At 45.0% G+C, this 12904-nt stretch carries 12 protein-coding genes; 10 read left to right on the top strand and 2 right to left on the bottom strand.

Going from position 1 to position 12904, the window contains the following annotated elements:
• Positions 1 to 18: 18 nt before the first annotated feature.
• The 9 genes from GO493_RS06220 (at position 19) to GO493_RS06180 (ending at position 9757) form a co-directional block, all read left to right on the top strand.
• Positions 19 to 1566, top strand: a complete 1548-nt coding sequence (locus tag GO493_RS06220; RefSeq protein WP_157305273.1) for a S41 family peptidase — start codon at positions 19 to 21, stop codon at positions 1564 to 1566.
• Positions 1567 to 1697: 131 nt separating this feature from the next.
• Positions 1698 to 2426: an ImuA family protein gene (locus tag GO493_RS06215; RefSeq protein ID WP_157305272.1), complete on the top strand. Its 729-nt coding sequence runs from the start codon at positions 1698 to 1700 to the stop codon at positions 2424 to 2426.
• Positions 2330 to 3934: a Y-family DNA polymerase gene (locus tag GO493_RS06210; RefSeq protein ID WP_232538776.1), complete on the top strand. Its 1605-nt coding sequence runs from the start codon at positions 2330 to 2332 to the stop codon at positions 3932 to 3934. The genes GO493_RS06215 and GO493_RS06210 overlap by 97 nt, the downstream gene beginning before the upstream one ends.
• 12 nt (positions 3935 to 3946) lie before the next feature.
• Positions 3947 to 7096: an error-prone DNA polymerase gene (locus GO493_RS06205; protein WP_157305270.1), complete on the top strand. Its 3150-nt coding sequence runs from the start codon at positions 3947 to 3949 to the stop codon at positions 7094 to 7096.
• Positions 7077 to 7571 carry a helix-turn-helix domain-containing protein gene (locus GO493_RS06200; RefSeq protein ID WP_157305269.1) on the top strand — a complete coding sequence of 165 codons (495 nt, stop codon included), beginning with the start codon at positions 7077 to 7079 and terminating at the stop codon, positions 7569 to 7571. Before GO493_RS06205 ends, GO493_RS06200 begins: the two co-directional genes overlap by 20 nt.
• Before the next feature lie 85 nt (positions 7572 to 7656).
• Positions 7657 to 7944 carry a hypothetical protein gene (locus GO493_RS06195; protein WP_157305268.1) on the top strand — a complete coding sequence of 96 codons (288 nt, stop codon included), beginning with the start codon at positions 7657 to 7659 and terminating at the stop codon, positions 7942 to 7944.
• Between the two features lie 99 nt (positions 7945 to 8043).
• Complete coding sequence (locus GO493_RS06190; protein WP_198315529.1) at positions 8044 to 8337, top strand: hypothetical protein; 294 nt, start codon at positions 8044 to 8046, stop codon at positions 8335 to 8337.
• A 46-nt stretch (positions 8338 to 8383) separates the two neighbouring features.
• Positions 8384 to 8866, top strand: coding sequence for a lipocalin-like domain-containing protein (locus GO493_RS06185; RefSeq protein ID WP_157305267.1), 483 nt, complete (start codon positions 8384 to 8386; stop codon positions 8864 to 8866).
• A 30-nt stretch (positions 8867 to 8896) separates the two neighbouring features.
• Entirely contained in the window at positions 8897 to 9757 is an 861-nt protein-coding gene (locus GO493_RS06180; RefSeq protein WP_157305266.1) for an AraC family transcriptional regulator, read from the top strand.
• A 4-nt stretch (positions 9758 to 9761) separates the two neighbouring features.
• Here the strand turns inward: GO493_RS06180 and GO493_RS06175 are convergent, their stop codons facing one another.
• Positions 9762 to 10853 (bottom strand): DUF2652 domain-containing protein, encoded by a 1092-nt coding sequence (locus GO493_RS06175; protein ID WP_157305265.1) that lies wholly within the window; start codon positions 10851 to 10853, stop codon positions 9762 to 9764.
• A 200-nt stretch (positions 10854 to 11053) separates the two neighbouring features.
• Here GO493_RS06175 and GO493_RS06170 point away from each other — a divergent pair, with 200 nt between their 5' ends.
• Complete coding sequence (locus GO493_RS06170; RefSeq protein WP_157305264.1) at positions 11054 to 11515, top strand: 6-pyruvoyl trahydropterin synthase family protein; 462 nt, start codon at positions 11054 to 11056, stop codon at positions 11513 to 11515.
• 13 nt (positions 11516 to 11528) lie between these two features.
• Here GO493_RS06170 and GO493_RS06165 read toward each other — a convergent pair whose 3' ends face one another.
• Positions 11529 to 12812 carry an MFS transporter gene (locus GO493_RS06165; RefSeq protein WP_157305263.1) on the bottom strand — a complete coding sequence of 428 codons (1284 nt, stop codon included), beginning with the start codon at positions 12810 to 12812 and terminating at the stop codon, positions 11529 to 11531.
• Positions 12813 to 12904: the final 92 nt, after the last annotated feature.

Here is a 12904-nt window from a genome sequence, read left to right as displayed (position 1 = left end):
TTGATACCCTGCAATTATATGAGAAAAGTACTTCTTCTGTTATTATTGGCGCACCAGGCATGGGCGCAGTCTACAGCCAATTCCACTGAACCTGTTAAACGTCCCGGCGATAGCCTGTCTGTATATAACCAACAGCTTTCCCCAGCTGAGATGAAGCAGGACCTTCAGCTGTTTCTCGACATCCGTAAAAAAGCTAATTCCGGTCTGTATCGTTACCGTACCCAAAAGCAGATAGACAGTATCTACAAATGGGCATTCAACCAGGTACGCCAACCTATGTCTACTATAGGCTTTTACAAGATAATTTTACAGTTAACTGATTTTGAAGGAAGCTGTCATAACTATACAGAGCCACAGGCAGCACTTGTCAGCTATCTTAACCGGCAGCGCGCCTTCTTTCCTTTTGCTCTTAAATATATTGAAGGCAGGATGATCTTCAATAGTAAAACAGACCTGATACCTGTAGGATCGCAGATATTGAGCATCAACGGCGTTACTGATAAAGAGCTGATGCGATCCTTTTATAAATATATGACAGCAGATGGTTATACGCAGACACAGAAGCAGTCAGCCAGTGTGAACAAGAGTTATGGTATACGTTACCTATACGAATATGGTGTCAGAGATAGTTTTAAGATCGGGTTCCTGGCGCCTGGCGCTACTCAGCAACAGACCGTAACAGTACCGGCAGTATCGCTGGAAGAACGGAAGGCTAACCTCACGTTACGTTACAGTGCACCGGTAGATAGTGTGATAGATTATAACGTGCAACCTAAATACAGTTTCAGGATGGTGAGCCCCACCACCGGTCTGTTGAACCTGCGGATATTCACTATGGCCGCCGACGCAGATGATCCGGCTTTCCCTGTATATGTATCATTCATAGATAGTGTATTCAGGGTACTTGCCAATAATAATATTCCTAATCTTATCCTGGACATCCGCAGCAATCCTGGTGGCAGTGATCCCACTTTTGAGCAGCCGATGATGTACCTGACTGATTCAAGTTTTAAGGAGAATACGCTGGCCTATACCATCTTTGATGAGGTGCCCTATGAAAAATATTTCTGGGGTGTATCTACTGCAGTAAAGATGGATTCTGCAGAAAAAATGAGCGGGAAGCAACTGCTGAAAGATTATTTCCCGGCATTGCACAATGGCAGGAATATACAAAACAGCAAATACAACCCGGTATATCATCCTAAAAGCCCGGGGTTCAAGGGGAAACTATATATGCTTATTGATGAAGAGGTAGCTTCTGCCGGATCACATCTGGCATCACTTGTAAAAGCCTATGCCCGTAACGTCACTATTGTTGGAGTGGAAACCGTTGGCGGATATTATTACCACAACGGGCATATGCCTGCAATCTATGAGCTGCCTAATTCAAAAATAAAAACGAAGTTCTCTATTGTTCATGTGGAGCAGGATGCCCTTATAAAGCCTGACCAGCCTGAAGGCAGGGGTATTATACCGGATTATACGGTATGGCCTACTTTCAGTGATTTTATGCAAAACCGTGATACGCAGATGGAATATGTGCTCAGGCTGATTGCCGGGAAATAAAACCTGAGCACACAGTATAAAGGATCTTTAAACATACTGCAAACCGGACATTGCCTTATTTCCTGATTGGAATGCTAAAAATTTTAGTATTTTTACACTGGAAATTTAAACAAGTATTCTACTCGTCACCTATGTCCAAGGCAGATATTATCGCAAAGTTGCGACAGGACCTTCTTTCCCTTCAGGGATTGAGACCAGCATCAGATCCTCTTAATGTTGGCCTGGGCCTTATTGAATCTGCTTTTCCCAATGACACCTTTCCTACCGGAGCTATGCACGAATTTCTGAGTGACACGGCAGAAGATGCAGCAGCCACATACGGATTTATTGCAGCGATCCTGGCCCCGCTCATGCAGCTGGGCGGCGCCTGTGTATGGATCAGGAAAACCAATAAGATATTCCCTCCTGCTTTAACAGCATTCGGTATACGGCCGGACCAGGTGATCTTCATAGATCAGAGCAATGACAGGCCTACCTTATGGGCTGCAGAGGAAGCACTGAAATGCCCGGGCCTTGCAGCTGTCATACTGGAAATACAGGATATAAGCTTAATAGCATCCAGGCGTCTGCAGCTGGCTGTAGAACAGAGCAGGGTAACAGGTTTTATCATCCGTTATAAACCCAGGAGCTTACATACTATAGCCAGTGTAGCACAATGGCGTATACAGGCGTATGCAAGCGTTTCCCACAACGGCATGCCGGGGCTGGGGTTTCCCCGCTGGCAGATAGAGCTGTTGCGTGTCCGTAATGGTAAGCCCGGCAAATGGCTGACAGAATACATGGATGGCAGACTATTACCGGTTGTATCCGAAGCAGCACAGATTATCCCGGAACAGAACGTGAGGCGGAAAATCGGGTAGTTATGGGACAGCGATTTATTACGATCTGGTTCCGGCATTTAAAAACGGACTGGCACATTAACCGCCGACGGGAACTGGCATCTATTCCTTTTGTTCTGGCAATACAGGACTATGGCCGTATGGTCATCTCTGCTACTAACATAGAAGCGGAAAAACGGGGGATCTCTGCAGGAATGGCTGTAGCTGATGCCCGTGCTATGGTCCCCTCACTGGAAGTACAGGATGATAGTCCTGATCTTGCTGTACGCCTTTTACGGAAATGGGCAGAATGGTGTATCCGTTATACTCCTTTTGTTTGCATAGATGGCGAAGATGGGCTGATCCTGGACATTACCGGCTGTGCTCATTTATGGGATGGTGAACGCCCTTACCTGAAGGAGATCATTACCCGTATCCGGGCAATGGGTTATGATGCACGCGGCGCCATCGCCAGTACTATTGGCACTGCCTGGGCTGTTTCCCGTTACGGGACTATCACTCCTATCATAGAACCTGGTAACGAATTAACGGCTATCGCTCCTCTCCCTCCTGCCTCATTACGATTAAACAGTATCATAATAGAAAAGCTACACAAGCTGGGCCTCTCTGAAGTAGGGAGTTTTATGACAATACAACGTCCGGCATTACGCAGGCGTTTTGGGACAGAACTCTTATTGCGGTTAGATCAGGCATCGGGCATGCAGCAGGAGATCGTCATACCGGTCTTCCTACCCGAACAGTACTTTGAAAGGCTTCCCTGCCTGGAACCTATACGTACAAGAACAGGTATTGAAATAGCTGTTCAGCGCTTACTGGAAGCCCTTTGCCAGCGGTTACAGGCCGAAGGGAAAGGCCTGCGGAAAGCTATACTGAAGGGATACCGTATTGACGGGGAGATCATACAGGCCTGCATTGGTACTAACCGCCCTTCACATCATATCAAGCATCTTTTTCACTTATTTGAACCGGAGATCGGAAAGCTATGCCCTGAGCTGGGTATTGAGCTATTTATTCTTGAGGCGCCAATAGTAGAAGACGCTATATCCAGGCAGGAAGCATTCTGGAATGCCGCCACAGGAAGCCCTGGAGATGTAAAGGTAGCAGAGTTATTAGACCGTATCACTTCCAGGTTAGGCGCAGATGCAATACACCGTTATCTGCCTGATCAGCACCATTGGCCGGAAAGATCTGTCTGTACAGCCAGTTCACTGGAAGAGCAAGGGACAATTACCTGGCCGGAGGACAGGCTACGTCCTATTTTATTGCTCTCTTCACCTGAGCTGATACAGGTAACTGCGCCTATACCGGACTATCCGCCAATGTTATTTATTTACCGGGGAAAGGTGCACCGGATATCTAAAGCAGACGGGCCGGAGCGTATAGAAAGGGAATGGTGGCAGGAACAGGGCGATCACCGGGATTATTACCGTGTAGAAGATGAACAGGGTAAGCGTTACTGGGTATTCCGCTCAGGGCATTATTCAGATGATCAGCAACCGGACTGGTTTATTCATGGTTTTTTCGCATAACAACGAGTGAGTATGGATTATGTAGAGTTACAGGTGACAAGTAATTTCTCCTTTTTAAGGGGCGCCTCCCATCCTGAAGAACTGGTAGAGCAGGCCCTGGAACTGGGCTATAAAGCCATAGCTATTACAGACCGTAATACGCTGGCGGGTATTGTCCGCGCGCATGCTGCCGCTAAAAATAAACCTATCCGCATTATACCTGCCTGCCGGCTTGACCTGCTGGATGGTCCCAGTCTCTTAGCCTATCCTACCAGTAAAGAAGCATATGGACGGTTATCTGCTTTATTGACTGCAGGCAACCAGAGAACGGAAAAAGGCCAGTGCCACCTGTACAAAGCAGATGTATATGCTCATGCAGAAGGCATTAAGTTTATAGTGATACCGCCTGATAAGCTGAATCGCCTGTTTGAGCCTGATGCGGCTTTTATTGCAGCATTGGCTGAATATAAAAGCCATCTGGGTGATCATTTATACCTGGCCTCTCACCGTACTTACCAGGGAGACGATATGAAGCTGATCTACCAGCTGCACCGGTTATCACAGCGATACCAGGTACCGCTTGTTGCTACCAACGATGTATATTATCATATCTCTTCCCGTCGTGAGTTACAGGATATTCTTACCTGTGTACGTGAGAAATGTACTATCCATAATGCGGGTTTTCTCCTGCTATCCAATTCAGAAAGACATTTAAAACCCGTTGCTGAAATGCACAGGCTTTTCCGGCAATACCCGGATGCGCTTCAGCGTACGATAGAAATAGCTGACGCCTGCCGGTTCTCTCTCAGTGAATTAAAATACGAATATCCTGAAGAGATCACTACCAATGGCAGGACGCCGCTGGAGGAGCTGAAATATCTTGTCTGGAAGGGAGCAAAAGATTTTTATGGCGAATCATTGCCGGATAAGATCATCGCCAATATCAATCATGAAATGCAGTTCATTGAAGAAATGAATTATGCTCCTTATTTTCTGACAGTCTATGACATTGTAAAGTTTGCCCGTAGCAAGGATATATTATGCCAGGGCCGGGGATCTGCTGCAAACAGCACTGTTTGTTTTTGCCTGGGCATTACCAGTATAGATCCTACTAAATTTGATCTGCTGTTTGAACGTTTTATTTCCAGCGCCCGCAACGAACCTCCTGATATTGACGTTGACTTTGAGCATGAACGCAGGGAAGAGGTAATACAATACATATACAACAAATATGGCCGTGACCGTGCGGCTATTGTTGCTACTGTTACACAGCAACGGCAGAAAGGCGCCATCCGCGACGTAGGCAAGGCAATGGGACTTTCTGCAGATACTATCAAACGGCTGTCAGACGCAATATGGCGGTATTCTGATGATATATTTGACGAGCAGCGCGTTGCAGAACAGGGTATCAATCCGCAGGACCCTTTTTTGCGAAAAGTGCTGGAGCTTACACACCTGATGATAGGATTTCCGCGGCAATTAGGGCAACATACCGGGGGTTTTATTATCACCCGTGGGAAATTAACTGACCTCTGCCCTGTCATCAATGCCCGCATGGAAGACAGGACAAATATTGAATGGAATAAAGATGATATAGAAGCCCTGGGGTTTCTGAAGATCGATGTACTGGCATTGGGTATGTTAACCTGTATCCGTAAGGCATTTGACCTCGGTAAACGGCATTATAACAAACACTGGACCCTTGCCAACATTCCACAGGATGATCCTGAAGTCTATGAGATGATCAGCAACGGTGATACTATTGGCGTATTCCAGATTGAAAGCCGGGCCCAGATGAGTATGTTACCAAGGTTAAAACCGAAAGAATTTTACGACCTGGTGATTGAAGTTGCAATAGTGAGGCCCGGGCCTATTGTCGGAGACATGGTGCATCCTTATCTGCGACGCCGTAACAAGATAGAAGAGGTATCTTATCCTTCTAAAGCGCTGGAAGAGATACTGCATCGCACTTTAGGTGTTCCTCTTTTCCAGGAACAAGCGATGAAGATAGCTATAGTCGCTGCTGGCTTTACACCTGCGGAAGCAGATGAGCTACGTCGCAGTATGGCAACGTTTAAAGCTAAGGGAGTGGTATCCAGGTTCCGGGAGAAAATGATACAGGGTATGAAAGAGCGCGGCTATAATGAAGATTTTGCCAACCGGGTATTTAAGCAGCTGGAAGGGTTTGGAGCGTATGGTTTTCCGGAGAGTCATGCCGCCAGTTTTGCGTTACTGGTGTATGTCTCCTCCTGGTTAAAATGCTTCTATCCTGATGTATTTGCCACAGCGTTGCTGAACAGTATGCCTATGGGGTTTTACCAGCCGGCGCAGATCATCATTGATGCAAGAAAGCATGGTGTTGAAGTCCGTCCGGTGGATGTGAATCACTCTGCGTGGGATAATACCCTGGAACCGGCAGGTGAACGGCATGCTATCCGCCTTGGCTTCCGGCAAGTAAAAGGATTACAGGAGCCCAGTGCCGGCCTGATCGTAACCGGGCGGGGAAGCGGCTATTCCTCTATACCTGCACTGGCAGAAGCAGGCGTGCCTGTTACTGTGCTGGAACGGCTTGCTGAGGCTGACGCATTCCGGTCATTAGGATTTGACAGACGCAGCGCCCTGTGGGAGGTCAATGCGTTAGCAGACAGACCCGTTGCACTGTTTACAGGGCAGCCTTCAGATAGTGTTTTTGAAGAGAAGCCTGCTCTACCGGTAATGACTGATGGAGAACATGTATTGATGGACTATGCCTCAACAGCACTTTCCATCAAAGCACATCCTGTCAGCTTTGTCAGAGAGAAGCTACGGTTGCTTAACGCCGTTACAGCTGCCGAACTGGCATCGCTGCAGGATGGCATAACGGTACAGGTAGCTGGCCTTGTGCTGGTACGACAGCAGCCCGGTACTGCGAAAGGTATCTGTTTTATTACTCTTGAAGATGAAACCGGTTCAATGAACCTGGTTGCTTTCCAGAACATATTCAGTAAATATCGCAGAGAGATCTTAAGTGCGCGCCTGCTTATGGCAGAAGGTAAGCTTCAGATAGAAGGTAAAGTGATCCATGTTATTATCACCAGGTGTTATAACATTAATCCTATGTTACGGGAGCTGTCCAGGCCCCGTTCTTCCGGTAAGGAGAGCCAACAGGAAAAGCTGTTTCCGGATGCACGGAATTTTAAATAAGGTACACCAGATAAAAGCTGAATTACAGACCCAGGGAAAATTCGGGCAGGAAGAACTGCTGAGAAACTATCTGAAAGCGTTCCTGATCCAGGTCCAAAGGCGAAAGAACGAATCTGAAAAGGGGGAAGGTCAAACTCCCTTTATGGTTGATGAGAAAAGGGTCCAATTAATACACTTTGTAAACCTGATAGAGGAAAACTATAACAAAGGTCTTTCCGTAACAGAATATGCGCAGTTAATGCATATTTCCGGGCGTACTTTATCAGACCTCACTAACCACATGCTTAACAAGACTCCTTCTCAAATGATACAGGAACGTATTATCCTGGAAGCGCAGCGCCTGCTTCTGCATTCCAACCTGAACGTAAATCAGATCGGTTACCGTTTGGGATTCGATGATCCCTCCTATTTCGTCAAGTATTTTAAGAAACATACACTGATCTCTCCTTCTGATTTTCGGAAATCTATTTCCTAAATCTACCATTTCTTTTCAAGTCTATCCATTTTCAGAAGGCGTCTGCCTTCCGACCTTTGCATTGTAAACTTTAAATTTTTATACAATGGTAAAAGCTTATTTAGAGATTAGTCTGAAGGTTGATAATTCAGACAGGGGAAGTGCGGCGGAAGTATATAACAAATACAAAGCACCATTCCTCTCTGATATTAAAGGGGCCACATCCAAGGAACTTCTGATCAGGGATGAGGACGTACAGGTACTGCATGGTTTTGAGTCAATAACGGATGCGCAGGCTTACCTGTCAAGCGGATTGTTTAACAATGACGTTGTAATTGCCCTTAAGCCGTATTTGAAGGATACGCCAGACGTAAGAATTTACACTGTTGTCTGATCAAACAAAAAAATATAAAATGAAACAAGCATTAATTATAGGTAGCTCGTCAGGAATGGGAAAGCTACCGCTCTCCTGCTTCTTCAAAAAGGAATAGAAGTGGCTATTGTAGCGCGTGCTAACAAAAATCTGGAAGTTACTGAGAAAGAATTATCTCAAAAAGGGAAAGTGAAAGTTTATGGCGTTGATCTGGCAAATCCAGGAGAACACCTGGCAATGGAGCTGGCAGATGTCAATATCCGCGTCAATGCAGTTTCACCCGCAGTAGTGGTGACTCCTATTTACGGATCTTTTATTGAAAAAGATAAGATAGTCTTCGTTCAAAAATTCATTAGGCATAACTTCAAATATCCTTTATACAAATACAGATTTTTGGTAAAATCTTACAGATAACCGCTGTTTTCTCAAGCTATTTTTGTCCTGGCACAACAAATATAATATGAACAAGATGTTACAATACGTTATCGCTACATTCAGCACCTGTATCTCAATTCCAGTATTTGGCCAGCAGCTGGCCGGTACATGGAAGCTCATTGCTGCAGACAAGATATTACCTGATGGCCGGCAGGCGGCAGATTATGGCGATAATCCACATGGCATTGCCATCTTTACCAATAACGGGCATTATACAGTGGAGATCTTCCATAACGACCGGCAACGATTTGCCTCCGGCGACCGTGAAAAGGGAACGCCCGAAGAATACCGGAATGCTATGCTGACAATGAGTTGCCATTTCGGTACATATGAAGTAGATACAGTAAAGAACAGGATCCGTTTCCACATTGACAAAGCCAGTTTCCCAAATGCCGACGGTACCTCAAGGGAAAATACCTTTTCACTGAAAGATGACCAGCTTAGCTGGCAACTGCCACCACGGCCCAACGGTGAAATTCCCCTTTCCGTATTCACCCGGATACGATGACCTCCCGTATTAATTCTGTAAATTACGATCATGAAAGAGACCTTACACAGACCTTTCGAGATCGAAGTGAAAGAGATGGAATACTTTCCTGTTAAGAAACGGAAGCTCAACTTTTTTGAGTTGATCTACATTGTTAATGGTACAGGTATCCAGTATGTAAATGGAAACCAGTTCTCTTACAGGAAAGGTAATCTCTTTCTGCTCACCCCTCAGGACAGCTATTCATTTGATATCACTACGCAGACTTGCTTTTTATTTATCCGTTTTAATGAATATTATGTACGCAGTAAATCTCCTCATGATAAAGATGCTGTACAATGTGTAGAAAACATTTTGCAAAATGCCAGTCACCGGCCAGGATGCATATTGAAAAATAAGACAGACAAGCCACTGATCGCAGTTTTAATGGAAAGCATCATATCAGAACAGGAACATCAGCAGATATACTTTACAAGGATAACAGAACAGATTGTGAATACGATCATTACCATAGTAGCCAGGAATATTGCCCTGAAGTTGCCTAAAAAGATCAAGGAAAATACCGGCGAGTTGGTACTGGAAATGTTGCATTTCATACAGCAGCATATCTTTGAGCCGCATTTGCTTAACACAGAGAAATTAAGCACCCGGTTTAGTGTTGCACCGAATTACCTGGGGCGTTACTTTAAAAAACAAACAGGAGAAACCTTACAGGATTACATTACTAATTATAAAGTGAGGCTGATCGAGACCCGCTTACTCCATAGTGATATGCGGATCAATGAAATTGCAATTGAACTGAACTTTACGGATGAAAGTCATCTGAACAGGACCTTTAAAAAGATAAAAGGTATGAGCCCGTCAGCTTTCAGGAAGCAGTATACGGTGATCAATACAAAAGTTCCGGTGTGAGTGCTTATTTTTTAAAGGCAGGATCAAAAGAAGCGCCCTCCATTTTCTCACAATACGCTACCAGTTCCTCTCCTACCTTTTGCATACTCCGTAATAATTCAGCGTTTATTTCTTCCGGGACCGGCGATGTTCCGTTGTTCAAAAAACGGCAGGTAACGAGGCAAGATGTTTCATTTATTTTAGTAAATGCAAATTCGTATACCAGAGAAAGGTTCCTTTCGGAGATATTACAGCTTTCAGCGTAGAAAATAGCCTCATCAGATATGGTCATCCGCAGAGGGGATATAATGGCCCGGTAACCTTCAAACGTGCAGTAGTGAATACTTCCAATAAATACTGCCGGTACCTCCTGTTCCACTTTCAGCAATTCGGGCACCCATTCCACCCGGCCTGGAATATTCATCACTACCATGTACACATCACGAAAATTTGCTGTTACAGATAACTCCAGGTAACAAGTATCATCAACACGATAATCGTTTTCGGGCCCTGGCGGTTCCGGCACATTTTCACGGGCTTTATTGAGCAAGGCAAAGCGGTAATTAACCTTGCCTATAGACGCATATTCTTCCGATGAGCTGTTCCATTCCAGTTCATCCTGTTCTGACATACCAGCTTCCTGTTCAAAAAGCTTTTCTGTGATCAGCAGGTATTCATTGTTATTAATATTATTCTTCAATAAGCGATGGGCGATGATCATTTCAGGCCCGGATTGTTTTACAAACCGGCCGACTGTTATTTCTGCAACCGCTCCGTGATGCACTACAAACTTCAATGTCAGGTTAATAATAGCCTGGCAGGCGCCACAGGCACAAACCATATGTTGCTGCATCCATTTTCGTTGATAGTGAAAAGCGTTAAAGATGTTCAGGCAGGTATTTAATATTTCTTTCCGGGTAGGTGGTTCTCCTTTTCTGACCAGCAAAACAGCATCTCCTTCAATCTCTGCCACTTCGTATTCATCGCCAACAGCTTTAATCATCGCATCAATCAGCATGTTAATGGCATGTGCGCTATGATTAAGTTCAGTTGTTGTCATGAACTCGGTAAACCCGCTGATATCCGGGATCAGGATCGTTGCGTTGGTCGTTGCCATGATTTGGGGTATATGTACTATAAAGTTAAGAAAGATCAGGGTTATAAGTCTTTTTTGTTTTTGGGGCTCAAAAGGTCAGTTTAATTGAACAAGATCAAGAATGTTGCAGAACAGATCATTCCAGGGGTGATATCCGTCATTTGTTCCTTTGACTAAGATCAGGGATTGTTATTCTCACCAGGTATACTTTTGCGGTCCTCATGAAACAGATTATCCGCCTTACCAAAATTTTCAGATTTGAAATGGCCCATGCCCTTCCCGGGTATAATGGGCTTTGTAAACATATTCACGGACACTCGTACCGACTGGAGGTAACTATCAGCGGAGAACCGGATAACCATTCCGGGCACAGCAGCGAAGGGATGGTATTTGACTTTGCTGATCTGAAAGCAATTGTACAGCAGGAGATTATCCTGCCGCTGGACCATGCTTTAATGTTAAAGGAGGGCAGTATGCCCTCCTTTGCAGAAAATGAAAATGAATTATTAGGTAAGATTGTGTGGGTACCCTGGCAGCCTACCTGTGAGAATATGCTGCTGGATTTTGCCGGCCGTATCAGCAACAATCTGCCAGAACGGATAAGGCTCTGCAGCCTGAAATTGTACGAAACCAGTACATCTTATGCTGAATGGCATGCCAGCGATAATTTACCCGTAACCTAATAAATAGTTATCATCAGTTACCGGTTACCAGCTGCGGGCTTGCTTTCTTTTTGTTTCTCATATAGACAAACAGAAGAGCAAATGCCACCGTTAAGATAATAGGTATAACCAGTGTTGCATTAATTATTTCGGGACCTGCTGCTTTCTTTGCCTCGCTAAGCGCAATGGCCATTTCGCTGCCTGCCGGCGCGTCGTTAAACGACTTTACATCTGCGCCTGCCGGCAGTTTATCTGCTAATAACTTATCATAGTAGCCGCCCATAAATATCATATAAACAGATACGGCAAACATGCCAGCCCCACCCATGAAATTCAGGCCAACAGCACCTGTTTTAGGCAGGTTCTCGGAAACAAAGCCCAGCATGGTAGGCCAGAAATAGCAAACACCTATGCCAAATACCAGCGCACCTACGAATAACATATTACCGGTGGTATGGCCAAGCAGATATAAGCCCAGTGCGGCAAAAATGGCTGACAGCAACAGTACTCCCGCCGGGGAGAACCTATGTACAACCGGTTCAGCAAAGCCACGGCCAATCACCATTACGCCTGTTTCGATGGTTAACAGCAGGATGGCGTTATCTGTAACGTTCTTCAGCAAGACATCTATCCACTGGCCGGTAAATAATTCTGTAATGGCTGTACCGAACATTAATATCAACATAACAATAAATAGTGGTGAAAGCAGGGCCTCATACATTTCTGATGTGGAAACGCCACTGGCTACCCTTTCTGTTACAGGAAATTCCAGCTTGCTGAAAAGATAACCATATAATACAGTAGGAATAAGCATAACCCCTACCTGTACCTGCCAGCCTAAGCCGATCTTATCAAATAAGAAAACCAGCAGGGTCCCTATTACGATCCCTCCGGGAAACCATAAATGGAAATGATTTAATTTAGTGGTTTTGTTATCCGCATAAATAGTAGCTACAAGCGGATTACAGGCGGCTTCCACAGTACCATTGCCCAGTCCTATAAATAAGGTGGAAATAAACAGAGGCCAGAACCCGGAGGCGGAGATGGTTAATAAAATGCCCACCAGATGAAAGACACAGGCAGCAATTAATAGCTTTTTCATGCCGATAATGTCTACCACCATACCTCCGATTACAATGGCTAAAGGAAAGCCCCAGAAAGCAGTGGAAGCGATGGTAGCCAGTTGTCCGGCACTCAGTTGAAATTCTGTTCCCAGTCTTCCTAAAATTCCGGCACGGATACCAAATGAAAGAGAGGTAACCAATAAGGCTAAACAACTTGCAACAAAAAGCTGATTTCGATTAATAGTAGAGGGCATACAACGTAGAATTAATTGTTTATTAGTGATCAGATAAATGCCTATTCTCTACCAAACTACAAAAAATATTGAATTGCAGGGGAAATTATTGC

The organism is Chitinophaga tropicalis, assembly GCF_009758205.1.
Taxonomy (GTDB): Bacteria; Bacteroidota; Bacteroidia; order Chitinophagales; family Chitinophagaceae; genus Chitinophaga; species Chitinophaga tropicalis.
The sequence above is the reverse complement of the archived record's forward strand: the minus strand, read 5'-3'. Positions and strand labels throughout refer to the sequence as shown.